This window comes from Rhodococcus sp. HM1, from assembly GCF_023218075.1.
GTDB lineage: Bacteria > Actinomycetota > Actinomycetes > Mycobacteriales > Mycobacteriaceae > Rhodococcus.
Genome location: NZ_JALPTB010000055.1, coordinates 21,819 through 44,295, shown reverse-complemented (window position 1 = coordinate 44,295; position 22,477 = coordinate 21,819). Strand labels below are relative to the sequence as shown.

General features: G+C 63.1%; 42 protein-coding genes. 35 read left to right on the top strand and 7 right to left on the bottom strand.

The window, feature by feature from the left end:
• Nucleotides 1-442 precede the first annotated feature (442 nt).
• The gene (locus tag M1M07_RS23935) at nucleotides 443-757 is read left to right on the top strand and encodes a hypothetical protein (protein ID WP_248675773.1); all 315 of its coding nucleotides are present in this window, start codon (nucleotides 443-445) and stop codon (nucleotides 755-757) included.
• Nucleotides 758-1,010: 253 nt separating this feature from the next.
• On the opposite strand, the gene M1M07_RS23930 is transcribed toward M1M07_RS23935, so the two are convergent.
• The 7 genes from M1M07_RS23930 to M1M07_RS23900 all read right to left on the bottom strand — a co-directional run bounded on the left by M1M07_RS23930 (nucleotide 1,011) and on the right by M1M07_RS23900 (nucleotide 6,671).
• Entirely contained in the window at nucleotides 1,011-1,433 is a 423-nt protein-coding gene (locus M1M07_RS23930) for a hypothetical protein (protein ID WP_248675772.1), read from the bottom strand.
• A gap of 287 nt (nucleotides 1,434-1,720) precedes the next feature.
• Nucleotides 1,721-2,314, bottom strand: coding sequence for a DUF2637 domain-containing protein (locus M1M07_RS23925; RefSeq protein WP_248675771.1), 594 nt, complete (start codon nucleotides 2,312-2,314; stop codon nucleotides 1,721-1,723).
• Between the two features lie 311 nt (nucleotides 2,315-2,625).
• Nucleotides 2,626-3,777: a site-specific integrase gene (locus M1M07_RS23920; protein WP_248675770.1), complete on the bottom strand. Its 1,152-nt coding sequence runs from the start codon at nucleotides 3,775-3,777 to the stop codon at nucleotides 2,626-2,628.
• Nucleotides 3,778-3,784: 7 nt separating this feature from the next.
• The gene (locus tag M1M07_RS23915) at nucleotides 3,785-4,171 is read right to left on the bottom strand and encodes an ImmA/IrrE family metallo-endopeptidase (RefSeq protein ID WP_248675769.1); all 387 of its coding nucleotides are present in this window, start codon (nucleotides 4,169-4,171) and stop codon (nucleotides 3,785-3,787) included.
• A gap of 191 nt (nucleotides 4,172-4,362) precedes the next feature.
• Complete coding sequence (locus M1M07_RS23910) at nucleotides 4,363-4,920, bottom strand: hypothetical protein (protein ID WP_248675768.1); 558 nt, start codon at nucleotides 4,918-4,920, stop codon at nucleotides 4,363-4,365.
• 10 nt (nucleotides 4,921-4,930) lie between these two features.
• Entirely contained in the window at nucleotides 4,931-5,704 is a 774-nt protein-coding gene (locus M1M07_RS23905; RefSeq protein WP_248675767.1) for a hypothetical protein, read from the bottom strand.
• Between the two features lie 262 nt (nucleotides 5,705-5,966).
• Entirely contained in the window at nucleotides 5,967-6,671 is a 705-nt protein-coding gene (locus M1M07_RS23900) for a hypothetical protein (protein WP_248675766.1), read from the bottom strand.
• Nucleotides 6,672-6,797: 126 nt separating this feature from the next.
• On the opposite strand from M1M07_RS23900, the gene M1M07_RS33090 reads away from it, so the two are divergent.
• The 34 genes from M1M07_RS33090 (at nucleotide 6,798) to M1M07_RS23730 (ending at nucleotide 22,168) form a co-directional block, all read left to right on the top strand.
• Complete coding sequence (locus tag M1M07_RS33090) at nucleotides 6,798-7,154, top strand: helix-turn-helix transcriptional regulator (RefSeq protein WP_308200840.1); 357 nt, start codon at nucleotides 6,798-6,800, stop codon at nucleotides 7,152-7,154.
• 59 nt (nucleotides 7,155-7,213) lie between these two features.
• Nucleotides 7,214-7,414 carry a hypothetical protein gene (locus tag M1M07_RS23890; protein WP_248675765.1) on the top strand — a complete coding sequence of 67 codons (201 nt, stop codon included), beginning with the start codon at nucleotides 7,214-7,216 and terminating at the stop codon, nucleotides 7,412-7,414.
• Nucleotides 7,411-8,091 carry a hypothetical protein gene (locus M1M07_RS23885; protein WP_248675764.1) on the top strand — a complete coding sequence of 227 codons (681 nt, stop codon included), beginning with the start codon at nucleotides 7,411-7,413 and terminating at the stop codon, nucleotides 8,089-8,091. Before M1M07_RS23890 ends, M1M07_RS23885 begins: the two co-directional genes overlap by 4 nt.
• Before the next feature lie 13 nt (nucleotides 8,092-8,104).
• Nucleotides 8,105-8,962 carry a hypothetical protein gene (locus tag M1M07_RS23880; RefSeq protein WP_248675763.1) on the top strand — a complete coding sequence of 286 codons (858 nt, stop codon included), beginning with the start codon at nucleotides 8,105-8,107 and terminating at the stop codon, nucleotides 8,960-8,962.
• Nucleotides 8,963-8,964: 2 nt separating this feature from the next.
• Nucleotides 8,965-9,534: a hypothetical protein gene (locus M1M07_RS23875; RefSeq protein ID WP_248675762.1), complete on the top strand. Its 570-nt coding sequence runs from the start codon at nucleotides 8,965-8,967 to the stop codon at nucleotides 9,532-9,534.
• Nucleotides 9,531-9,695 carry a hypothetical protein gene (locus tag M1M07_RS23870; protein ID WP_248675761.1) on the top strand — a complete coding sequence of 55 codons (165 nt, stop codon included), beginning with the start codon at nucleotides 9,531-9,533 and terminating at the stop codon, nucleotides 9,693-9,695. Before M1M07_RS23875 ends, M1M07_RS23870 begins: the two co-directional genes overlap by 4 nt.
• Nucleotides 9,692-10,147, top strand: coding sequence for a hypothetical protein (locus M1M07_RS23865; protein ID WP_248675760.1), 456 nt, complete (start codon nucleotides 9,692-9,694; stop codon nucleotides 10,145-10,147). Before M1M07_RS23870 ends, M1M07_RS23865 begins: the two co-directional genes overlap by 4 nt.
• A complete protein-coding gene (locus M1M07_RS23860; protein WP_248675759.1) occupies nucleotides 10,144-10,362 on the top strand; it encodes a helix-turn-helix domain-containing protein in 219 nt (72 codons plus the stop codon). The genes M1M07_RS23865 and M1M07_RS23860 overlap by 4 nt, the downstream gene beginning before the upstream one ends.
• A complete protein-coding gene (locus tag M1M07_RS23855) occupies nucleotides 10,359-10,673 on the top strand; it encodes a hypothetical protein (RefSeq protein ID WP_248675758.1) in 315 nt (104 codons plus the stop codon). The genes M1M07_RS23860 and M1M07_RS23855 overlap by 4 nt, the downstream gene beginning before the upstream one ends.
• A 115-nt stretch (nucleotides 10,674-10,788) precedes the next feature.
• Entirely contained in the window at nucleotides 10,789-10,941 is a 153-nt protein-coding gene (locus M1M07_RS23850; protein ID WP_248675757.1) for a hypothetical protein, read from the top strand.
• Nucleotides 10,941-11,078, top strand: a complete 138-nt coding sequence (locus tag M1M07_RS23845; RefSeq protein ID WP_248675756.1) for a hypothetical protein — start codon at nucleotides 10,941-10,943, stop codon at nucleotides 11,076-11,078. Before M1M07_RS23850 ends, M1M07_RS23845 begins: the two co-directional genes overlap by 1 nt.
• 167 nt (nucleotides 11,079-11,245) lie before the next feature.
• On the top strand, nucleotides 11,246-11,404 hold the full coding sequence (locus M1M07_RS23840; protein WP_248675755.1) for a hypothetical protein: 159 nt from the start codon (nucleotides 11,246-11,248) through the stop codon (nucleotides 11,402-11,404).
• Nucleotides 11,401-12,192 carry a hypothetical protein gene (locus M1M07_RS23835; RefSeq protein ID WP_248675754.1) on the top strand — a complete coding sequence of 264 codons (792 nt, stop codon included), beginning with the start codon at nucleotides 11,401-11,403 and terminating at the stop codon, nucleotides 12,190-12,192. Before M1M07_RS23840 ends, M1M07_RS23835 begins: the two co-directional genes overlap by 4 nt.
• Nucleotides 12,189-12,518: a hypothetical protein gene (locus M1M07_RS23830; RefSeq protein WP_248675753.1), complete on the top strand. Its 330-nt coding sequence runs from the start codon at nucleotides 12,189-12,191 to the stop codon at nucleotides 12,516-12,518. The genes M1M07_RS23835 and M1M07_RS23830 overlap by 4 nt, the downstream gene beginning before the upstream one ends.
• The gene (locus M1M07_RS23825) at nucleotides 12,515-12,688 is read left to right on the top strand and encodes a hypothetical protein (RefSeq protein WP_248675752.1); all 174 of its coding nucleotides are present in this window, start codon (nucleotides 12,515-12,517) and stop codon (nucleotides 12,686-12,688) included. Before M1M07_RS23830 ends, M1M07_RS23825 begins: the two co-directional genes overlap by 4 nt.
• The gene (locus M1M07_RS23820; RefSeq protein ID WP_248675751.1) at nucleotides 12,685-13,080 is read left to right on the top strand and encodes a hypothetical protein; all 396 of its coding nucleotides are present in this window, start codon (nucleotides 12,685-12,687) and stop codon (nucleotides 13,078-13,080) included. The genes M1M07_RS23825 and M1M07_RS23820 overlap by 4 nt, the downstream gene beginning before the upstream one ends.
• Nucleotides 13,081-13,131: 51 nt before the next feature.
• Complete coding sequence (locus tag M1M07_RS23815; protein WP_248675750.1) at nucleotides 13,132-13,623, top strand: hypothetical protein; 492 nt, start codon at nucleotides 13,132-13,134, stop codon at nucleotides 13,621-13,623.
• A complete protein-coding gene (locus tag M1M07_RS23810; RefSeq protein WP_248675749.1) occupies nucleotides 13,620-13,874 on the top strand; it encodes a hypothetical protein in 255 nt (84 codons plus the stop codon). Before M1M07_RS23815 ends, M1M07_RS23810 begins: the two co-directional genes overlap by 4 nt.
• Complete coding sequence (locus tag M1M07_RS23805; RefSeq protein ID WP_248675748.1) at nucleotides 13,871-14,056, top strand: hypothetical protein; 186 nt, start codon at nucleotides 13,871-13,873, stop codon at nucleotides 14,054-14,056. Before M1M07_RS23810 ends, M1M07_RS23805 begins: the two co-directional genes overlap by 4 nt.
• A complete protein-coding gene (locus tag M1M07_RS23800) occupies nucleotides 14,053-15,036 on the top strand; it encodes a hypothetical protein (RefSeq protein WP_248675747.1) in 984 nt (327 codons plus the stop codon). The genes M1M07_RS23805 and M1M07_RS23800 overlap by 4 nt, the downstream gene beginning before the upstream one ends.
• On the top strand, nucleotides 15,036-15,302 hold the full coding sequence (locus M1M07_RS23795; protein WP_248675746.1) for a hypothetical protein: 267 nt from the start codon (nucleotides 15,036-15,038) through the stop codon (nucleotides 15,300-15,302). Before M1M07_RS23800 ends, M1M07_RS23795 begins: the two co-directional genes overlap by 1 nt.
• 16 nt (nucleotides 15,303-15,318) lie before the next feature.
• Nucleotides 15,319-15,702 carry a hypothetical protein gene (locus M1M07_RS23790; RefSeq protein ID WP_248675745.1) on the top strand — a complete coding sequence of 128 codons (384 nt, stop codon included), beginning with the start codon at nucleotides 15,319-15,321 and terminating at the stop codon, nucleotides 15,700-15,702.
• A gap of 86 nt (nucleotides 15,703-15,788) precedes the next feature.
• Nucleotides 15,789-16,487 carry a bifunctional DNA primase/polymerase gene (locus M1M07_RS23785; protein WP_248675744.1) on the top strand — a complete coding sequence of 233 codons (699 nt, stop codon included), beginning with the start codon at nucleotides 15,789-15,791 and terminating at the stop codon, nucleotides 16,485-16,487.
• Entirely contained in the window at nucleotides 16,484-17,959 is a 1,476-nt protein-coding gene (locus M1M07_RS23780; RefSeq protein WP_248675743.1) for an AAA family ATPase, read from the top strand. The genes M1M07_RS23785 and M1M07_RS23780 overlap by 4 nt, the downstream gene beginning before the upstream one ends.
• Nucleotides 17,960-18,219: 260 nt before the next feature.
• Complete coding sequence (locus M1M07_RS23775) at nucleotides 18,220-18,594, top strand: hypothetical protein (protein ID WP_248675742.1); 375 nt, start codon at nucleotides 18,220-18,222, stop codon at nucleotides 18,592-18,594.
• On the top strand, nucleotides 18,591-18,743 hold the full coding sequence (locus M1M07_RS23770; protein WP_248675741.1) for a hypothetical protein: 153 nt from the start codon (nucleotides 18,591-18,593) through the stop codon (nucleotides 18,741-18,743). The genes M1M07_RS23775 and M1M07_RS23770 overlap by 4 nt, the downstream gene beginning before the upstream one ends.
• Nucleotides 18,740-18,988 carry a hypothetical protein gene (locus tag M1M07_RS23765; RefSeq protein WP_248675740.1) on the top strand — a complete coding sequence of 83 codons (249 nt, stop codon included), beginning with the start codon at nucleotides 18,740-18,742 and terminating at the stop codon, nucleotides 18,986-18,988. Before M1M07_RS23770 ends, M1M07_RS23765 begins: the two co-directional genes overlap by 4 nt.
• Complete coding sequence (locus M1M07_RS32870) at nucleotides 18,985-19,107, top strand: hypothetical protein (protein ID WP_282582274.1); 123 nt, start codon at nucleotides 18,985-18,987, stop codon at nucleotides 19,105-19,107. Before M1M07_RS23765 ends, M1M07_RS32870 begins: the two co-directional genes overlap by 4 nt.
• Entirely contained in the window at nucleotides 19,100-19,501 is a 402-nt protein-coding gene (locus M1M07_RS23760; protein WP_248675739.1) for a hypothetical protein, read from the top strand. The genes M1M07_RS32870 and M1M07_RS23760 overlap by 8 nt, the downstream gene beginning before the upstream one ends.
• Nucleotides 19,498-19,758 carry a hypothetical protein gene (locus tag M1M07_RS23755; RefSeq protein ID WP_248675738.1) on the top strand — a complete coding sequence of 87 codons (261 nt, stop codon included), beginning with the start codon at nucleotides 19,498-19,500 and terminating at the stop codon, nucleotides 19,756-19,758. Before M1M07_RS23760 ends, M1M07_RS23755 begins: the two co-directional genes overlap by 4 nt.
• The gene (locus M1M07_RS23750; protein ID WP_248675737.1) at nucleotides 19,755-20,216 is read left to right on the top strand and encodes a hypothetical protein; all 462 of its coding nucleotides are present in this window, start codon (nucleotides 19,755-19,757) and stop codon (nucleotides 20,214-20,216) included. Before M1M07_RS23755 ends, M1M07_RS23750 begins: the two co-directional genes overlap by 4 nt.
• Nucleotides 20,213-20,545, top strand: coding sequence for a hypothetical protein (locus M1M07_RS23745; protein ID WP_248675736.1), 333 nt, complete (start codon nucleotides 20,213-20,215; stop codon nucleotides 20,543-20,545). Before M1M07_RS23750 ends, M1M07_RS23745 begins: the two co-directional genes overlap by 4 nt.
• A complete protein-coding gene (locus tag M1M07_RS23740) occupies nucleotides 20,542-20,742 on the top strand; it encodes a hypothetical protein (RefSeq protein WP_248675735.1) in 201 nt (66 codons plus the stop codon). The genes M1M07_RS23745 and M1M07_RS23740 overlap by 4 nt, the downstream gene beginning before the upstream one ends.
• Nucleotides 20,743-21,895: 1,153 nt before the next feature.
• Nucleotides 21,896-22,168: a hypothetical protein gene (locus M1M07_RS23730; protein WP_248675733.1), complete on the top strand. Its 273-nt coding sequence runs from the start codon at nucleotides 21,896-21,898 to the stop codon at nucleotides 22,166-22,168.
• The last annotated feature ends 309 nt before the right edge of the window (nucleotides 22,169-22,477 follow it).

Below are 22,477 nucleotides of genomic sequence, written 5' to 3'. Positions count from 1 at the left end.
GAGGCGGGGCGCGCTTTCGCATTCTGGCAGGGCCTCACCGCCCGGGACCGTCGGTGGCTGCAACTGGCTGCACGTGTTGCGTCAAGGGGTAGCCGATTCGGTGCTCCGCTTCCTCCCGATGAGGCGGGCTCTGCCGGCAAGGGTGACGTAAGTGAATGGGTCCAGCGACTTCCGGGCATTCCCCTGTCACTGCCCGGGAGGTACTGGATCCATGTCCAATCATGGCAGGGCAGCTCGCATCTGCGGTAGATCTTCGGGGAAGAAAGACCCCGTCGGCGGATGCGGGGGGCGCCGACGGGGTCTGAATCGCCTCACAGGGGATGGGGGCGACCGATGGATTCAATCACAAGAGAACCGTTCCGGCAGGAAACCTGTTACCGGAAGAGATGTGGCCTGCGCTGGATCTGAGGGTCCCGGTTGTCTGCCCTCGTCGTCGGTGAGCATGATCGTTCCGGTGGTGTGGACCTCGGCAACCCCGGCAGGAAAGGGAAAGGAGCGGGGCGGTTACTTTATGCGCGTGCTCAACAAGATCGAGACCGTCACTGTCATGGTTTCGGCACATCGCGACGACTCGTACCGGAAGGTCGAACAGTGTGCGAGACGGCAGTGGGCAGACGTGCTCGCCGAACGGGGTGGACAGTGGAGTGATGCCGGCCTCGAACTTGTCGACCGCCAGCCGGACACCGACATCGTCGGCCGCCTTGTCTACCGGTTCGAAGGGACGATCGTCGAGTACGCCGGTCGCGTCAGCGGGTAGAAGGCCCAAATCTGCCCGCGAAGAAGTGGCCTTGCTGCGTACATCCGGTGAAGGCCAGTGAACTTCTGCCGGGTGGACTTGCGCCGTCTTCGTTATCCCAAGCCGGATTGGTTCTGCATATCCACGTGAGGGCGGGCAAGGGCTGGTGCTTCCCAGGCTCATGCCCCGTCGACCGCCACACCGAACCCTACCGTGCAGCAGAATGCCCTGCTCCTCTTCGGAGGAGCAGGGCATTCTGGCGTTTAGGGGATGACTACGGGCGCATCACAGGAAGGACCGGAAGTTCGCCGATCTCGATGTCCGTGCCGGCGACAGAGCATGCCCGGGCGACAGCCTCCGATGTGGAGTTGAAGTCACTCGCAGCTGATTTGCTCAACCCCAGATCCAGCGGATCGTCCGGAAAGGATTGAACGACCTGGCCTATCCGATCCTTGATGTCAGGGTTCGTCGAGGTCAGTCCGGCAGCGTCGATCTGCCCGACAAGGTTGTCCATCTGCGCGTACCAGTCGGCCTTCGCTCCTCCCCACCCGGCGCGAATGCCATCGGAGATATCGGACTGAGCGGTGGAGAAGTCGGTGCAGACTTGGGTGCTGTTGTCTGCCGGTTCGGATTCGCCGCCGCACGCGGACAGTAGGAGTAGGGCGGGTGCGATCACCAGCGGGCGAAGACGAATCATGCTCGGATCATCTCGTCATCTGTTGCTGGTGTTACGCGCGTAACCGTCACCAGACCATCAGCGCATCCATGGCAGACACGAAAGAGGTGGCCGGACCCGTCGTCTGGTTCCATCCTGCACAGCTCGGAATGCTTTCCGCACTTCGGGCAGTTGGCATCCTGAATGTGGAACAGCTGATAGAGGGGTGCAATGCTCAACTCTCGTTCCTCGCAATCGATGCAATCCGATGTTCCGACCCGCTCAAGGGTAAGGGTGTAGATCAGCAAACACCGTGAACACGCCGGCTCTCATGCGGCGGCCGCTTCGGCGTCGCGCCACTTCCTCACCGAGGTGTCGCTCACCCCAATCTCGCGGGCGACTGCACGTAGCGACATGCCGGTGGCGAGGAGCTCGAGCGCATGGGCCCGACGGTCCTCTGGGGTGGCATGTGCCGTGGCCGTGGCCGTGGCCGTGGCTGTTTCGGGTTCGATGTCGATGGTGGGGGAGTCCTCGAGCTGCTCCCGGGCATCTCGCGCGAGCAGCACCGCGAGGTGGGGTGCCACCAGAAGGCACAGTGGTGGCACCACCGACACTGCAGCCGCGAATACCGGAGGTAGCGGGCCTGGCGGGATGAGGTGGTTGGCGACGGCGGCGATGACGGAGACGGTGGTGCCGGCGGCGAGGAGTGCCCACGCGTAGGACCGGTTTGCTGTGAGGCGGAGGACGCCGCGGGTGGCGACGATGGTCAGGCCGTCGACGATGAGTGGCCATGCGTGTGCGGCGTACGGGTCGTAGCCGGCGCGTAGGGCGAGGTCGGTGAGTTTGGTGTAGGACAGTCCGAACGCCAGGGCGGCGATCGTGATGGTGGCGTATGCGTCGATGTCGTGGACGCGTTTGGTCACAGGGTTCCTCCGGGGAAGTCGAAGGGGATCAGGGGTGCGGTGGGTATGCCCACCTTTGCCCACAAATTGCCCACACTTGCCCATGAATCACGATCGGAGACAGTCGGTGATGATCGCAGTTTCAGCAGGTCAGAGTGGATAATTGACAGGAAGTCGCAGAGTGTGCGTGGGGGTCTGAACGAACTCATAATCCATTGGTCGCGGGTTCGAGCCCCGCCCGCCCCACCAGAGTTAGTGCAGGTAGAGCCCACATTCCGAGCCTTGGGATGTGGGCTCGCCGCATTTCTGCCCACATTTTGCCCACGCTCGGATCACGCCTGACCCATCCGAAGCGGCAGGACATTTGCGCCAGTGGGGTTGATGTCGGCGTCGATCGCAGCGGCCACGTCGTCGAGATCGTCCTCGAACAGATGCCCGTAGATGTCGAGCGTCATCGACGCTGATGCGTGCCCGAGCATCCGCTGCACAGCCTTGACGTTGGCGCCGGCGCGGATCGCGATCGACGCCGCCGAGTGCCGCAGATCGTGTGGGGTCACCTCGAGCGATGGCACCGGCTTCTTGCCATCCTCCGGTTCTTCGGTTGGCGGGAACGTTGCGAGCACCGCCGCGTCGAACCAGTCGCGGCGCGCGTTCTTGTTGCGCATGACGCCACCACCTCGCGCAGGGAACAACAGATCGTCCGGCGCGCGCCCCTTCACTGCCTCGTCGAGTCGTGCAGCCAGGAACCCCGGTACCGGCACCGACCGAACCTCGTGCGTCTTCGGGGTGCCCCACTTCAACTGGCCGTTCACCTCGGTGACAGCCTCGGCGACCGCGAGGCGACGCCTCTGAGAATCCCACCGCTTCACGCGCATGGCAGCCATCTCACCCCACCGCAATCCGGTGAACCCGAGGGTGAGCGTGACGAGCTCCCCGCGCCCCGAGTTACCGGCGAGCTCGAGCACCCGATCCGAACTGAGGAATGTCGGTTCCTTCTTCAGGAGCCGTGGCAATGTCACACCGGCGGTGAGGTTCGCTGCCACGCATCGGTCCCGCACCCCTGTGTCGACGATCATCGACAGGAGGTGGTGTGCCTTGCGGACCGTTGAGGGTGACAGGCCGCTGCGGGACATACGTGCTATCCATGCCTGGACGTCGCCTTGCTCGACATCAGCGACTGCGATCGGGGCCCATTCCGGTTCGACTTGGCCGGACCATGATGCGCGGTACCGTTCGAGGCTCGAGTCCTTCAGGTGGACTTGTTCGTCGCGCCATTGTTCGTAGAGTTCGCCGATGGTGACGCGGCCGGCGGAGGCGGCGATGTAGGTGCCGCGGAGTTTGTCGACTTCGACTGTGGCGGCGAATGCTTCGGCGGCCTTCTTGGTGGTGAAGCCGCGCTTGTCTGTTTGGCGGCCTTGGGGTGTGCGATAGCGGACGCGGTACCGCTTGCCTTTCGCGGTGTCGTAAGCACTGACGGTGGCCATGTGACCTCTAGTTGTTCCAGGGTTGGCGGCGTGCCAACTCGCGGTTGATGTGCGCGCGCTCCTCTCTGGTGAGGTGCGCGACCCGGGTGGTGAGGGTTTCGACTGTCACCCACAGTTCTTCGGCGAGTTCGTGAGGGTGCTGGGTCCAGACGGCGGCGTCGAGGAGGTGGGGGAGTGTGATGAGCCTACGGGCGGCGAGTACCTCGACGATGTGCTCTTCGAGTGCGGCGAAATGTGGATGGTCGGGCGCGGGGCCGCGTTCGAGGTGCTCTATCTCGTGGGTGAGGGTGCAGCGTCGGCCTGCCTGATTGAGGCGACAGTCGAGGTAGATGCCACTGGTGGTGAGAAGGCCCTTGCGTCCTGCTTCGAGCTTGTATTCGCAAGTTACGGGCACGCGTGGGTGGTGGCGTCCGAGGTGTCGCCAGGGATGCCAACGCTTCGGTGTGCATGCTATCGACTGCCGCATGCCCGGATTAGAACATATATTCGAACATTACCGGCGGGTTTCTACTACGCGATGTCGTCACATTCTGTTGGTCGCGGTATTCGGATGTGGCAGCCTGCTGGTGCGACCCCAGCGTGATGTCATCGCCGAATGTAGAAGCCGTTGAGGTCGTCGCGGACTCGGTTTGCCTGGGTGTATGCATAGAGCAGGCGTGGAATCAACATCAACGCCAGGATGACCGTGTACGTGAAGAGGCCAGCACTGATCCAGGCAGCAGGGCCTGCTAGGGACTTGGCATCTTCCGGCGCCATAACAAGTCCGATGGTCAGGACTGCGGCGTTGACGAAGAGCAGGAAGGATGCAAACAAGACGTGAGTCACACTCTCGTCAATGGCAGCCTTGTCGTTTTCTCCATCCTGCTCGCCGGGGTCGTAGCGCTCGCCGAGTTTGATTCTGAGCGACGATAGTTCGGCAAACGCTGCGATCAACGCCCCCGCCAGCAGCGCCACGGCAGTCAAGAGTGCAGTTGGTTGCGCCAGACTCCAGCCGCAGACGATCATCACTCCCGGCGCGACGATGCTCGGTATGAGAAGCCCAAAACGGGCAGGCCAGTCAGGTACTGTTCCGTCGCTCGTGTCCTTGCTTAGAACCTTCCAGTGGGCACGGAAGATCGGGCTCAGATCGAATCGTCCCAGCATGCAACCCTCCTCACCATCCGGTGAAACCGATCGTAGCGTGAGCCACTGACGCGATCCGTGTGATCTGGGTTCTGATCTCGTTGCGAATTTCCTGGTCAGAAGGCCTGCTGCTACTGATTGGGTACGTGAAAATCTCGGGCATGCGAGAGGGGCTTACGTGCTTCTTGCCCCTGCCTGTGTCGATGACAAGCCAAGCATCGTCAAGCCCGAGCGCAGCGACACCTGTACCCAGTTCCTGGGCAAGTTCGTCGGCAAGGTCCGCATCGTTCTTCTGGTTGAGAAGAACTCCCTCAAGCTTCTTGAGTGATCGGCTCTTGCTTGCTGGATCGAGTCGACTAGTGATTCTGAACTCCTCGCGGCGGGTCATCCTCGATGCCCCAACCGACTTCTTGATCAGTACCATCTCTTCGACCGTGCTGGACTGCAAGAAACTCTGCACCTGTTGAGGATCGGCAAGCCCCCAGGCGTTGAGCTTGTACCAAGCGTCTGGTGTGCCGTTCATCGTTGCATCTTCCTGTGACCAGTACCGGGCCCAATTCACAAGATGCTTTGACGGGCACGCGCCGGAAACGGCCTCGACCGCGAGGACTCCTTCGTGACCTGCTGATGGGAACATCAAGGCGAAGCGGTAGGTCCGTGTGGGCGCGTAACTAGTCAGGTTGATGGGCGTCTGCCCTGCGTGGCTAGCGGTTGGAACTGCCCAATCGTGGCCGGCGGGACGTCCGTAGCGGAGTGCGCCGAAGATGTGATCGCCGAGTTGTTTGACCGAGCGCAATTCCAGCACTGGATCAGTGTCCGGAGATGAACTGCGAGGTTGCCCATCCAGCCGCGGTGGGAGTCCGTAAGCGCAGTGAGTCAGTCGAGATGACATCGCCGCGAGTACGTGATCGCGGTAGGTCCAGGTGGTGCCATTGCCGGCCGGTGCTACAAGCGGATGTAGTGACCGCGCTCGAGCCAAGTTGATATTGAATGTGAAGAGTCGCACTCCGTAGCTATCCAAGGACAATGCCTTTCGTGGTGAAAGTCTGAAGAAGGCTGATCTGGCTTTAACTGCTGGTGTCGTCGGGATACACGCCGCTCGGATCGTCGCTTGTGTGCGCGGCGAGGATCTCGTCGGGTCGCAGTTGGTCAGGTGGCGGCATCTGGTTGCCGGCAACGCTTACAGCACCCGGTCCAGACGAAGGATCGAGATCAGTGCCTTGGGTCTTCCGATTCAAGCGTGTGGCCTTGCCGCGTTTTATGGGGGCTCCTGGCCGGCCGCGATCCGCGCCAGCCTTGCCGCTGTCGACCGTGCTGCCCGCTTGCGCCCGCGATTCCTGCTCTTCTTCGGTGCCTGCTCCATGGTCATCTCCGAGGCTTCGGTCGCGCTCGTTTCGGATGATCGTGATCAACGTTCGTCGGACATGCTCCGGGAGTGATGGGTCCATCCGCACCGCTTGCTCGGCATCGGTGGCCGACGCGATGTAGCCCGGTATTCCCATGCTCTCGAGGCCGGCCGCAGCGAGCTGCTGAACCGAAACCCCGAGCCCTGCGGAGAGTGCGTGGAGCTGCTTTCCGACGAGCGTCGTCACTTCATCATTCCGAATCCGTGCGACGTTGGACTTACTGAGGACGTGGCCGCGTGCCTTGGCTCGGTTCGCCACATCGATGTCAGACCAGCCGTTGGCTTTCTTGGCCTGCTCGATGAGGGCCCCGAGTGGGTGCTTTGCGTTCACGGTGATCAGTTCAGCCTCTCGTGGATAGAGCGTCAAAACATCCGGCCACCCGTCCAGCAATCCAGGCGGACACTAGCCGGATTCCAGATTACTGCCAGATCGCGCCAGGTCAGCACCTACGTGCAGGAATGTTGTCTGCGCTCCGCTTGCGGAGTGGACACCATGCCGTCTATGGTTTCCAGTATTCCTGGACACCATGGACCAAGTGAGGTAACTTCAATGGCGCAAGTAACACCCATCCGAATCGGGGAGCTGTACATGATCCTTCGGGACCGCAAGCGCCTCGCTCGGCTGATGGTCATCCAAGACGTTTCCCAGAGGGAGCTCGCGAGAGCTGCTGGGTGGAAAGCCCATTCATATCTGGGCCGACTACTGAAGGGGGACGCGAAAACCTTGGAGCCAGAGCCGGCGTTGCGAATCGCGAATTACTTGCAGGTCGCTGTCGACGATCTTTTTTTGATCAAGGTGGACAGCATTCCTGGTGGCACTGCCCAGGAACGCAAGAAGATCTGCGCATGAAAACGGCCCCACACCTGAGCGACCAGGTGCAGGGCCAACGACAAGAGATTGGAGATCACATGTCCCACACAGTCTACAAGCTGCTCACGAACGACGACCTCGTCGCTGACGAGATCATCGAGGTTCACGAGTACTGCGTATCGACGCTCAACGGATTCCCGGAGCCGATCGCGATCGTGTCCGTTCAGATCGACGCGTTCGAGCCGCTGCGCCTCGGCCTGCCGCTCGACAAGTTTCAGGTGCGGGCGGTGCTGGCGTGACCAACCTCGTCGAGATGTCCGCCACCGATGCTCGCCGCATCACCGATCAGATCAAGGCTGGCGTCGAAGCTGTCTGGCATCTGATCGAGCAGGCGTACACCACCCGTGCGTGGTCGGCTCTCGGATACAGCTCATGGGACGACTACTGCACCCGAGAGTTCGGCACGTCGCGGCTGCGGCTGCCGCGTGAGGAACGTTCGGAAGTTGTTGCGTCGCTGCGGGAATCGGGGTTGTCGATCCGGGCTATCGCGTCCGCAACGGGACTTGGGGACGGAACGGTTCGGCGAAGCCTTGAAGGTGCGCCATTTGGCGCACCTGAGCCGAAGCTGATAACCGGCACAGACGGAAAGACGTACACGCCGAAGCCGCGGCCCGTCGACCCGGAACCGATGATCGACGACGAACCCGAGCCCGAGCCGCTCCCGCCCGGATTCAATCCCGGAGACCTCGACGCGCTCAATACTCCGGCTCCCGCTACGCCGAAGCGGAAGCCGCTGACCGACAGCTTCTTCGAGGCCGCGTACGACCTCCAGAAGATTGCGGAACGAATCGAACGGCTCGCATCAGATGACCGCTTCGAAAAGAACTCGGGCCAGATCGCCCAGAAGAACCTCGGCGAACTGACCCGATCCCGAGACGCGCTGCAACGCGTCATCAACCAGCTCTCTCAAGCCTGAAACGAGGATACCCATGTCCAACGAAATCCCCAACGGTGACGAACTCGAACTGGCCGTCGACCGAATCACGCACTCAATCGTCACCATCTCTTCCGACACAGCTCGCCGCTGGCTCGAGCAGAACAAGAAGAATCGATCCATCTCCGCGGCAGTCGTCAACCGCTACAAGACCGACATGGAACAGGGGCTCTGGCAGTTCGCGGCCGACCCCATCCGGTTCGACATTAATGGGCACCTGATCGACGGACAGCACCGACTGACCGCCCAGTCCGAAACGGACGTCACGCTTCCCTGGCTTGTCATCAGAGGGCTCCCGCTCGAATCGCAGGGCGTGATGGACCAGGGGCGCAAGCGAACCCCCGGGCAGCAGCTTGAGCTTCAAGGCATCAAGAACTCATCGAACGTGGCTGCCTCGATCAAGGTGCTCATGCAATGGGAGCAGGGGCTTCTATTCCGTGACACTGCGCTCAGTGCTCGACTTACCTCGCCGAAGATCACGCAGTACGTGGAATCACATCCCATTGACGTGGAAGCGCTTCAGGGGCAGCTGGTCAAGATCCGATCGATCGACGCGACCCCTTCGGTTTGCGGAGCCTTCTTCATTGTCGCGCACCGACTGTCACCGGACGATGCACTTCGGTTTATCGATCAGCTGTACAGCCAGGTCGGAATGAGTGAAGGGCACCCGATCTACACGCTGGATCGGCGGCTGCGCCGAATCCGCAAGGAAGGAATCAAGACGTCGAATCGCGACTACCTGGCATTCCTGATCCTCGCTTGGAATGCATGGCGTGACGGGCGACGCATGACGAAGTTCCAGCGCCCAGCTGGTGGATCCTGGTCCGCCGAGAACTTCCCGGTGGTGAAGTGACGATGAGCGACCGCAACGATATGACCGCTCCACACGGCCTCACGCACGACGACGCGCATGGATTGACGGTGTCATTCCAGCTGAACAATCCCTATTCGACAGCGATGGCTGCACTTGTCGCCAATGACGACGGTGAGATCTCGGTCGGCGTGAAGGCGCCGGATGGGCTGAGCGAAGACGAAGCATTCGACCTCGCTCAGCTCCTCAATCACCTGTCGGCAGTCGCTAGATTGGCGCGCAACCTGCGGGTGTCATCCCCATGCAGCGGAACTGGACTTCCGGATGGGCTGAATGATGATGGGGGTCGACGGCTCGACCAGGATTCGAGTTCCATCGTCGATTCTGAACAACTCCCGCTTGCCGGCCAGGATGACCGCCTCGAGTCTTTCGATCGTGGCGGCGTCAGTTTTGATCGTCTCGCCGGCATAAATGATCTTCCATCCGACGATGGGTCGATCGCTCACGATTCTTCTCCTTCTGTTGATGGTTCTGGCGATCCCACAGTAGGAGACGGGCAGGTCGCGGAGGGTGAACAGCCCTCCGCGACCGACACCACGGGCGGTGCAGCATGAGCGCCGCAATCCGACTCGACGGCTGCGAGCGTGTCGACCTGGTCGAGTTCTACACCGGCACGGACGGCAGGCAGCTCGCCCTCATCGAAGCCGACTACCACGACGGGTTCGGCCCGATTCAGATCGCTGTCACTACCGATCGTTTGGTGGTGACGGCATGAGTGCCTTCATCAGATTCGATCCGTACCCCGGCGATGATCTCGCGTCGCGGTTGGCGTCGCGCTGCAGCGCAGCGAACGAAATCGGCCACGTCTGCGATCGCATCGAAGGTCACGACGGTGAACACGTCGAGGTCTCCGGTACCAACCTGGTGCTGGACGCCTGGGGCGGCCCCAATTCGGCCGGCGGGATCGACGCTCGCACCCGCAAGGTGATCGAGAAGCTCGCCCGCATCCGAGAAGTGCTTGAGGAGGCGATCCGAGAAGCCGACTGGGAAATCTACAGCCTCCGCAAGGAATACAAGGACGACGAGGTTCTCCTCGAGCTCATCAACGATGCCGATGTTCCTGACGTGTACGTCGAAATCGGGCTCACAGATGAGGAATCGGAGTGGCCTGCCCAGATTGACGCGATCCGGCGGCGGATCGCGAAGCGCAAGGAGCGTGCAGCATGACCCTCAAGAAGCCGTTAACTGTCGCCGAGGTGATGGCCGTATCGGGCCGCGGCGAGGTTCGTGTGCGCAGCGCCGCGAACTCGGGTGCCCTCAAGCACCTGCCGCGTAACCCCCGCGCCCGGTTCTTCTTTACCGAAGATGCGGTCGCCGAATGGATCGCGCAGGGCTCCCCGGAAATGCCGGCGCCGCAGCGGCGGGGGAGGCGAGCCGCATGAGTGCCTCTGTCGGAGAACCGATCATCCAGATCGACGGCCGCAGCTACACGTTCCCGCAGCTGGTCGCTCGGATCCGAGAGTTGTCGCCGGAGTGCGGGCCCGACGCGAAGGTCGGCACGTACACCAATGTCACGTACTGGGTGTACGAGGACAGCCCATACGGCAAATTCGGGTGGCTTGTGAGCGAGGGTGAGGCCGCAGCGATCTCGTACCGGGACAAATTCCGTCCCAAGGGGCGAGTGGAGAAGCACACCGCGGTCATCACTTCGGCCACGGAAATCATCTCGGCGCCGAAGGAGGTGTCGGCATGACTCGCCTCCGTGCGTCCCTGTTCCTGGCCTGTTTGTTCGCTGGCGGCTTGATCGCTGGTGCCTGCCACGACGAGCCCGTGTACACGCCGCCGGTCGGCACGTGGGAGGTGCAGCGATGAACACTCGCCCGAACGAAATCGACGTGCGTATCGCAGCGGCCGGCATCGGTTTCTTCGCTGCCCGTAACCGCAAGCCGCGCACTGATACCCCGATTCATGACGCGCTCTGGGATGAGCAGCGTCCCCCGATGTTCCGTGAGGAGGACTGATGCAGCACTTCACCATCCGTGACGGCGAGATCATCGAGGCTCCGCGTGTGCGCCTCGGCTGGCTGTTCTGGCTGTCTGTCGGACTGTTCACGATCCTGCTCGGGTTCGTCATCCTCATCCAGGGGCCGGGACTGTGAGCAAAAAGCCGCCAACCATCAACGAAGCCACCTGCGGAACGAGCAGCGGATACACCATCCACCACCGACGGGGTGAAAGCCCTTGCGGCCCATGTCTCGCAGCACGTCGCGACTACGACCGGCGCAGGTGGGCCGTCAAGCGCGCCTCTGTCGCCATCGAAGACGGAGTGCGTGTTCCGGCAATCGACTTCGCTGAGTTGTACCTCGCTGCCCCGATCGAGCTGCAGGACCGATTGGACAAGCGACTCGGGACCATCACGATAGATGCCCTCATCAAGGCGTACGACGCCTACATCGATTCGACGCAGAAGGACCGCGCATCATGACCGCCGCCAAGTGCACCACCCGCGGATGCGGCGGAGGAGGGCAACTCCGCCGCGGCATGTGCAAGAGCTGCTACGAACGCTGGCGGGTCAGGCAGCACGCGTACGGCCGATTCGAGTCGCAGTACGTCGACGCCAGCAAAGCGCGCACCCACATCACCCAACTCCGGGAAGTGGGCGTGTCCTGGCGGCAGATGGAACTCCTCACCGGAGTGAACCGCAAGCAGCTCACCACCATCTACCGCGGCGCCGACATCTCGTCTCACCGAACCGTGACACGAATCTTGTCGACACCGATCCCCGCCGGCAAGCACGTGGCGGCCGCAGACTACGACCGCGTCCCATCCATCGGGGCAACCAGGCGCCTGCAAGCGATGGTCGCGAACGGCTGGACCCAAACGTACATCGCGCAGCGTCTCGGCATGACCGTCCACAACCTCGGTGTGGTCGTCCACGGGCATCAGGCCGCGGTGAGTGCCCAACGCGACCGAGACATCCGCGCCCTGTTCAACGAACTCGAAGTCCGCAAGGGCCCCTCGACGCGGGCCCGGAACCTCGGCGTCAAACACGGGTGGGCTCTGCCGCTCGAGTGGGACGAGGAAGCGATCGACGACCCTGCCGGCGAACCGATCCCGTCTCGCCGCACCTGGGGCGACGCACGCAAGGACGCTGCCGCTGAGCGTCGCGGCCGCGTACGGGAACTGACCGAGCAGGGCCTGTCCGCTGAGGTCATCGCATCCCAACTGAAGGTGTCCACCCGCCAGATTGTGAGAGATCGGAGCGCAGCATGACCGCCATCTTCGACCACCATGATCACCTGATCGTCGACGACGAAGCCCTGTCGAAAGCAATCGACGTCTGGGCTCGGTCGATCCCGAACCGGCCGGCATTGAAACCGGATCCGGCCCTGTGGGAAGCCTTTTCCGAGGACCGGGCACTGTATCCGGCGCCGGTGTCAATGCCCATGGACGTCGAACTCAAACGCTGCGCGAACCCGGACTGTCAACAGTTGATCCGGCCGAAACGCGCACGTGCCACCCAGTTCCCCGGAACTGTCCTCGCTGGATCGAAAGGCATGTGTCAGTGGTGCTACCGGACAGGTAAGGCCGCATCATGACCGCCCCGTTGCCGCCGGTGCCTGCCGGTCACGCCGACTGGATCGAAGTCGACGAACGCGAATTCTACCGGGCATGGAAAGACGACTTGCCGTGCTGGAAGTCCGATGTCGTGCACGGAGACCGCCACTACACCACGTACATGATCGCGCACTACAGGAGCCACCCATGACTGACATCACCCGCCGCACCATCGCCGCATCGATCGCCGCCCTCGCCATCGTCGGAATCACCGCCGGATGCTCGAGCGACGCCGACGTGGTCTCCCAGAACCTCTCCAAGGCAGCCGACCAGTTCGAAATCACCCGCCGCGTCGTCTTCTTCAACGGCATCACCGACAGCTACCTCCTGACGATCGAAGGCAAGTGCTCGATCAAGGACGAGAACCGGCAGCTCGAGGTCACCTGCAAGACCGCCGGCGGCGAGTACAAGAAGCACTTCCTCGGCTTGAGCGACAACGTCTCCTACATCGCCGAGCAGATCGAAGGCGCGAACGTCAGCGCCGACCACTACCGCGTCATCTTCAAGCCGGAGGTGGTGGTCCCCGATGTCGATCGCCCGTAGCGGATCGCGAATGCACGCCGCCCACCTCGCCAACCGCCACAGGAGCCACCCATGACCCACACCCCAGAATCGTTCCGCACCGCAGCTGACTTCCTCGCATCCATGCACCTGCATGCCGCAGCCGACACGCTGCGTATCGAAGCCGACAAGCTCGAACGCCAGGCCGACGAGAAGCGCATCGACGAGCTGGCGCGCATCTTCTACGAGGCGGAGATCGTGGAGATCGGCGATCCCGACGGCTATCCCGAGTACCACGATCAGAAGACGAACTACCGCAATGGCACCATCGCCGGCGTACGCGCCCTGCTCGCGAAGCTCGACAAGGAGAATGCCGCCGCCACCGGTACCGCCAAAGAGTGGACGGTACCGACCCGCAGATGGGGCGACCTGGACGACATCCCCGCTGACGTGCGCACCGTCTACAACGCGAGCGGCAACCTCCTATGCCGGCAAGGCGACGGATGGCTCGACACCGAATGGAATCTCCACCCCACCAGTGGCAACGGCGCGCCGTTCACCGAGTCGAACAGGAACCTGAAATGACCGCTCTCGATCCTGGCGCTGCGGCTGACCGCGCCCACGAAATCCAGCTCGACCACGAACTCGGCATCACCACCGGCCAGTTCCGGCACCCCGGCCCCACATGGATCTGCAACCGCGAAGGCTGCGGACGCACCGCCGCCTGCAAACCCGCCGGATGCGCCAACGACCTCATCGACCGACGCGAATTCCGCGCCCAATACCGCGGATACACCATCACCGACGTCGACTTCGCAGACGGGTGGGACGAATGAGCGACATCTACCACAACGGTCACTGGACACTCCACATCTACCCCAACCTCGTCACCGGACGCGTAATCCTCGAACTCACCCTCGACGGCGAAGTCATCGCCGCACCGTCCTTCGCACCGCAGATCGCCACACAAATCGCCAACGACATCGCGCACTACGCACAGCGAGGAACGAAACCATGACCGACCTGTTCGACCCACCCGGGTCCGCTACTGGCGAAGTGGCGAAGGACTTCAAACGCAACGGCCGGATGCAGCCGATGATCCTCCCGCCAGGAGCATCAAAGCCGCTGCCCTACAGCAGGTGCACCACCTTCGTCGACGCCCTCGACGACAAGTCCGGGCTGATGAAGTGGAAGGCCCGCATGGCAACCGTCGGGCTCGCCGGCCGCCCCGATCTGCAGCTGGCGATCTCCTCCACACCAACCGACGACAAGCGCGGATTGGATCGCATCGTCGAACAGGCCCTCGAGGCTGCGCAGGCATCAGCGGCGGCAACCACCGGCACCGCACTGCATCAGCTGACCGAACGCATCGACCTCGGGCTCGGCATCGACGGACTCATCTTGCCCGATGAGCACCGCGCAAGCCTCGACGCCTACCGCAACGCCACCACCGGAATCGAATGGCTCGGTGTTGAGCAGCGGCGAGTGTGCCACCAGCACAAGGTCGCTGGCACCGCAGACCGGGTCGCGATCGTCGACGGAAAACTCACAATCTTCGACATCAAAACCGGCAGCATCGACTACGCACTCGGGAAGATCGCGATGCAGCTGGCGATGTACGCACACTCGCAGCCTTACGACGTCGACACCGACATCACCGGCGAGGATCTTGCACCCGTCGATCTCGAACGCGCGGTCATCATCCACCTGCCCGCCGGGCAAGGCGTCTGCACCCTGCACTGGGTGGACATCGCGGCCGGATGGGAAGCAGTCGGGTTGGCAGCGCAGGTCCGTGCGTGGCGCAGCCGATCACGGAAACTGTCCACCCCAATACACAGCAGCCTCACTGGCAGCCCCGACCTTGTCGACCAGGTGGAAGCATTCACCGACCTCGACAAGCTGCGGTCCTGGTATCTGCAGATGGAAGCCGCCGGCCGAGGATCCGCCGCGCTACTCGCCGCCTGCACAGCCAAAGCCGACGAACTCAAGGCCGCCTGATGGCCAAGATCCGCCCACGCTGCACCGACATGTTCGACACCGTGTGCCCCGACTGCGGAGCCCCGGTGGTGCAGTTCCGCGACGACGTCGGGCTGGTGTGGCGGATCGAGGCAACACAGCTACCCATCACCACGAACCTCGCCGACATGGCAGGTCGGGTGTGGGTGTGGAATCCGCAATCCGATTCGTGGATCCACAAATTCGGTCTCCGCCGCGACTGGCGAGACCACCGTGCCGAGCACCAATGCGCGGCACATCAACCCTGAGAGAAAGCGAAAGCACATGACTGACATGTTCGATGCCCCCGGCTCCGCGTCCGGTGTCAAGTGGGAAGACCTCAATGGCAAGCTGCTGCTGATCCAGCCGCTGTCCGAAGAGGCCGGTATCAACACCTCGTTCGGTGCGGCGAACGCGGTACGCGCCAACGTCACCGTCCTCGACGGCCCCACCGCCGGTGAGGAATTCAACGACACCCTGATCTTCCCGAAGGTCCTCCAGTCACAGGTGAAGGGGAACGTCGGCACCGGCCGGTTCAACCTTGGGCGCCTCGGTAAGGGACTGGCGAAGCCGGGCCAGTCCGCCCCTTGGATGCTCGGTGACCCCACCGACTCCGACAAGGACATTGCCCGCGCCCACCTCGCGAAGGCCGCCTCCGCTCCGTTCTGACCGGTGTGTCTCACCCATCCGAGTGCGCGCCTCGGGTGGGTGGGGCAGACCAGGCCAGAACCTCAGCTGCAGAACAGGAGACCACGATGGACAGCTACACAACCTGCAGAGTGTGCAGCGAGCTGATGTTCGTCACCGACGAACTCGAACCACCCGTACACCCGATGTGCGCCGACAACGACAATCCGCTGTACGTCGAAGACCTCACCACCCGATTCCTTGCAGCAGTCACCGGTGGCGACAGCGCCGAAGCGGACCGACTCGAGAAGCTCGTCACCGACTTCGATGCGGCACCGCCGCGGCTCCTCGATGCCGCACTGCTGTACGCGTCGTGGGGGTGGCCGGTGTTCCCACTCCGCCCCGGCGGAAAAGCACCGTTGACGCGCCACGGATTCAAGGACGCCTCCACAGACCCGAACCAGATCCGCGCCTGGTGGACGAACACCCCGGCGGCGAACATCGGACTGCCCACCGGGCACGCGTTCGATGTGGTCGACGTCGATGTGCCCGCCGGGATCTTCGAGTGGGCGAAGCTGCGGGATTCGGATGCGATGCCCGACGGGCATGGGGTCGTCACCACCAGTTCCGGTGGCCGGCATATCTACATCCAGCCGTCCGGTGGTGGGAATCTCGCCGGGTTGCGGCCGGGCATCGACTACCGCGGGCGTGGCGGGTTCGTGGTGGCACCACCGTCGCGGCGGGCCGATGGTCGTCCGTGGGTGTGGACGGTGAAGCCGTCGCCGGTGATCGTCGGGCAGCCGGCGGCGGCCGGGAAGGCTGCGTGAGGGGAGTGCACCCATTCCTGCAGCGGCTCGCCGACCACGGCATGTACGACCCAGGTCGACCTGTCGCCGTGAAGCCGCTGAACGTTCCGACCGCCGCACCGGGTGACGCCACCCGATATGCCGAGGCGGCCCTCGAGGCGGAATGCCGCGCTGTCGCCTCCGCTGTCGAAGGCACCCGCAACCATGTTCTGAACAAGGCAGCGTTCAGTCTCGGGCAGCTCGTGTCCGCTGGGCACCTCAACGCCGATCATGCGTTCAATGCGCTCGCCCAGGCCGCGCAGATCGCCGGGTTGTCGTCGTCGGAGATTCAGCGCACCGTACCGCGGGCTCTCGGTGACGGTGCGCAGCATCCACGGCAGGTGCAGTTGCAGCAAGATACTCCACAGGCGTTCACGATCGACGCACCGAAGCCGGACACCGGCGCCGACGGAGACACCACCACAGGCGAGCTCGAGAACCCGTTCGACGGGAAGATGAAACCCGGTGGGGCATGGATCCTCGACATTCCAGACATGCCGCCGGTGATCTGGGGGACCGGTCAGCGGGTGGCGTGGGTCGAAGGTGAATCGTTGATCGTCACCGGCCCTCCCGGTGTCGGCAAAACCACTGTGGTGCAGCAGTTGATCCTCGCCCGCTGCGGGCTCGCCTCCACATTCCTCGGGCTCGATGTGACACCCACGAAGTCGAAGGTGCTGTATCTGGCGATGGACCGGCCCAGGCAGATCGCCCGATCGTTGCGGCGCATGGTCGACGAAAAGGATCGCGAACTGCTCGACAAGCGCCTCGTCGTATGGCAAGGCCCCCTCATCGCCGATGTGGTCGCCGCCCCCGGGATCTTCGCAGCCATGGCCGAACACGCCGGCGCCGACACCATCGTCGTCGACTCCGTCAAGGACACCTCCGTGGGGCTCACCGACTCCGAAGGTGCAGGCCGCTACAACCGGGCCCGGCAGATCGCCCTCGACGCCGGGGTGCAGATGGTGGAGATCGCGCACCAGACGAAACGTGGCGGCGGCGAAGGGAAGTCCCCGAAGACGCTGCAGGACGTGCACGGCGGTATGGAACTGACCGCCGGCGCAGGTTCGGTGATGCTCATCTGGGGTGCCGCCGGTGACCCCGTCGTCGAAATGCGGCACCTCAAGCAGCCGATGGAAGCGTTGGGTCCGTGGCAGCTCGTCCACGATGCGCCAGCGGGACGCACCACGATCCAAGAGTCGCTGGATGCGTACACGGTGCTCAAGGGCGCCCCGTTCCAGTCGATGACGGTGCAGCAGGTGGCGGAGAAGATCACCGATGCGGTGAAGCCGTCCCGGGCTGATATCGAGAGGGCTCGCCGTCAGCTCGAGAAGGCCGTGCAAGACGGTCACGCTGTCTGCATGGAGATGCCTGCATCGTCCGGAGGCAAGCCGGAGAAGCGGTACCAGTGGTCCGACAACGGGGCCCGCTCCACGACGTGGCAGGGGGAGATGTGAGCAATCACGCGAGCAATCACGGAGCAATCACGCGAATCACGGAATCTGGCCATCTGCGGCGTTCCTGCTGGTCAGAGCGAAATTCGTTGCGTGATTGGAAGAGTTCCAGAAACGACAAAACCGCAGGTCAGATAGATACACGAAAACCTGCGGAGTGGCTGGCGCCGCCGCAGGCTCTGGCGCCAAGCCTAACGGAGCAGAAAAAATCCGTCAATTTTCCGGCGTGTCGCCCACCGAAAACAACACTCAGGAGTGCCCCGATGACCCGCACCCGCAAATCCGCCAAGGCCGCCGGACAACAGTTCGAGAAGCTCATCGTCGACCATCTCGCCACCCACGTCGACGACCGCATCGAACGACGACGCCTCAACGGCAGCAACGACCGCGGCGACATCACCGGATTGAAGATCCACGGACTGCGCACCGTCATCGAATGCAAGGACTACGGCGGCCGATTCCAGATCAAACCGTGGCTCGACGAGGCGGAGATCGCCCGAGGTAACGACGACGCCGACATTGCGTTGGTGGCCGCGAAACGACGCGGAACGGCGAAGGCCGGAGAGCAGGTCATCTTCATGACCCTCGACGACTTCATCGCACTCATCACCGGCACACGACCAGGAGAGCCCCAGTGACCGACACCCTCACCCGCATCGCCGCGGTCGTCGACAACATGCGCCGCGAAGCCGACCGACTGCGCCGCACCAACCGCCACGACGCCGCCCAATACGTGGCGGGTTATGCCGACAACCTCGCCACCATCCTCGAAAAGAGCCAGCAGTGAACCTCATCAACGTGACCACCTGGTCCGGCCGCAAACTCCACCTCGCCAACCCCGATAGCGAGCAGCCGCGCACGTACGGCACGTACCTGCCGATGCTCTGCGGAACCAGCGACGCAGTGCGCCCGGGAGACCGGTGGGTCAGCCACTACACGCAAGGCCTCATGAGGCAGGAGTTCATCGACTCCCTCCCGCCGTGCAAGAAGTGTGCCAAGCGCCGCGAAATCCTCGAACGGAGCCAGCTGTGAAGACCGCCGCCACCCTCGCCGGTGTCACCGGCCTGTGCATCGCCGGGTGGCTCACCGTCGCCGCCTGGACCATCGACCGAGCCTCACAAACCCTCTACGAGTGGAGCGACCATGAGTGACCGAGACGAACTCGCCGAGATCATCGGCCGCCACGAGAAGCCTGGCTTCACCACACGATTCGTCGGCTCCCAGCAGCGCACTGTGTGGGATTGCGTGTGTGGGTGGAAGAGCGACGAGCAGGTCGGGTTCGACTCGATTGTTGCGAAAAATCATATCGCCGACGCGATCCTCGCTGCCGGCTACCGCAAGCCCCGCATGATCTCCACCGAGGTAGAAGCCCTCGCACTCCCCGAAGGAGCAGTCATCCGCTCGCTGAGCGGCGACGTATTCGAGATGCACGAACCCGAATACGGGAAGCCCTACGGATACGGCATCGCCGAAGAGTCGGGCACCTTCATCGATGGCTGGCATCTGCCCGCGACGGTCCTCTACACCCCCGAGGAGCCACGGTGAGCCTTCACCACGATCGGCAGCGCGCCCAACACGGCCACCCCTTGCACCGCGACCACACCGAAGACCTCGAAACCGGCATCGCATCCGCCGTACGCGAAATCGACGAGATGCGCGCCGCACTCGACGACATCCGCAAGTACGCCCAGCTCCTGCGCGACCTTGCCCAGGCGCACCGCGAAGCCGAAGCCCCATTCATGGCGCGCCTGTACGACGACATCGCCACCACCCTCGAACGCAAGATCGGAGACAAGCCGTGAACGATCCGACGACACCCGAAGGCCGCGCCGAACTGCGAGAACGCCACGTGCTGGCGACCGATCACGGCAAGGAAACGCTCGCTACCCGGCACCTCACGCACCCTACGATCTACGTCGACCACAGTGACGGTAACGAGGACGGACTTGTTGGTGCTCTGCCGATCTGGGGCAACCGTTACGCCGAGCTGATCGTGGCCGCGGTGAACGCACTACCGGCACTGCTCGACGCGCTCGACGACGCCGAATGCGAGATCGAGCGGCAGCGTGGCGACCTCGTGATCGAGCGCCGGCGCGCCAACGCCGCCGAGGCCGCACTCGCCCGGGTGCGCAAGGTCGCCGACCGGTACGCAGCAGCCCGCCCACAGTGGGACCGCCTGCCGTACATCTCGGACGACCGGGCCGAAGGCATGAACACCGCTGGCGAGGCGATCCTCCGCGCCCTGGACGGTGACCAGTGACCGCCACGACCAGCCGGCTACCCATCGCATGGGACGGGCACCCCGTCGAATGGGGTGCCTTCACCGAAGACCCCACCATGTGCCGACTCAGCGAGGACGGCACCACATTCGAGGCCGTGCCACCGGGCCTGTGCTGGCACTGCGGAGTCCGCGCCGAATCCGTCACCGCAGAAGGCCGCGTCCACATCCCGAACTGGCCCTACCGACTGGTGTTGCGCCGCTGCACTCGCTGCGGTCACGACCGAGTGCGGAATCCACTGACGGGGCAGGAGTGGGATCTGGACGAGTCCGACTATGGGCCGGACGGGTCGTGGGAGGAGGCGCCATGACCGCCGAGCAGCTCGACCTGTTCGCGCGCACCGACATCAACCTCGACCACCTCTGCGCCACCTACTTCAACGCCTGGTCCGACGACTGGCACACCGTCCCCGGAGTCATCTACTGGCACAACCTCAGCAGCGAAACCGCCAAAGACCACGTACGCGCCGGCATCCGCGCCGTACTCACAGAACTGAGGCTCACATGACCTTCACGTACTGCGATGCCCGACACGACGGCACACCCGTCCACCGCTGCCTCTGTCAACACCAAGTTATGCATAACGGTGCGCATAAATGTGTATGCGGGCACACCTGGGGCCTCGACTGGAACCACCTCACCTACGACTGTCCCGCACCACCGAACCACAGGAACTCACCCTCTTCTGAGGAGACACATGCTCCGACCATGCCGACACCCCCGCTGCGACCTCGACAACGGAAACCCCACCATCACCAACCTTGGCATCTGCGAACACTGCCAACGACGACTCCGCAAACTCTTCACCTGGGTCGTCCTCGACTGGGTCGACCTCACCCACAACCTCCCCACCCCCACCCCACACCAAGACGTCACACGGCGATCCGCGCAACAGGCCTATGGACATCCCGCTGAATGGGCATCTGACACCGCCCGAACAATCGCCGACATCCTCAACGACACACACGACGCACTCGCCGAAGCCCTAGGGGAAACCCCACCACCTCACCCCGGAATCACAGACCAGATCAGAGTGCGTGCCGCCTGGAACTACCTTGAGCCCCGAATCTCCGCACTCGCCAAACAAGACTGGGCCACTGACACAATCACCGAACTCCACGACATCCACAAACGCATCCGATCCAGACTCGGACACACACAACCTCGGCAAGTGCTAACCACCCCGTGCCCAGCTTGTGAACTGCGAACAGTCACACGCACAATGAATCCACATCGAGACCAAATCGAATGCGGCACATGCGGATGGCGCATCCAACCAGAGGACTACCAACACTTCGCGCAAGCAGTACTCGACGCGATCACCACCGCCCCCGATGAAACCGATCAGGTTTACATGTAAAGTAGGGAGCACTGGCACACTTGTACCCACAATGCCCCCGAACCACCATTCCGGTTCGGGGGCATTGTGCTGTCCAAGGGAGGTAGCACCCCGTGTCCAAAGTCCTCGCACCCGAAGGCATCGACTCCCTCATCACCGCAAGCGAAGCCTCAACACTCTGCGGCGTCGCACTGTGCACCATCTCCGCATGGACAGCCCGCGGAAAACTCACACCATCCGGCCTTGATCACAGAGGCCGAAAGCTCTACCGCCTCATCGATGTAGCAAAAGCTGAACGATCAACACGAAAGAAGGCGCGCCGATGAAACGCTCATGGGAAGACCGCATCCGCGCCGGAGGCTACCGCCCCCCCACGATCGACGGCTACCAACTCACTTTCCACTCACTGGGCAGGATGCTTGAACGACAGATCCACGTGCGCTCCGTCCGCTCCGCGCTCACCAACCCGACGCTGAAGCGAATGACCACCAAAGGCAGCACCCAATACTCAGGTAAAGACGCAACAGTCATGGTCGACGACAGAACGAAAACCATACTGACCGTCTGCCACCCCGCCACTGCAGGAAGAATCTGATGACGGCACCCACCCAACCACAAGCAGGCGGATACACCCTCACTCCTGCAGCACTCCGCGACGATGGACTCATCGGCATCACAGTGCAAGACATCGGCCGTGCACTCCGTAAACCTACTGACAAGCGACCGCTACCACTCAGCGGAGACCGCTGCAGCACCATCGGCACATATGCCACCGACAAGAAGATCAGGCTTGTCCTAGACCCGCTCGCATCCACGATCGAACGAGTCTGCCGGGCCTAGCTCCCACACGTCCACCCTCGACGCAGCCACAGGCGCTCGGGTGGACCCAGCCCCGCACCGCTCA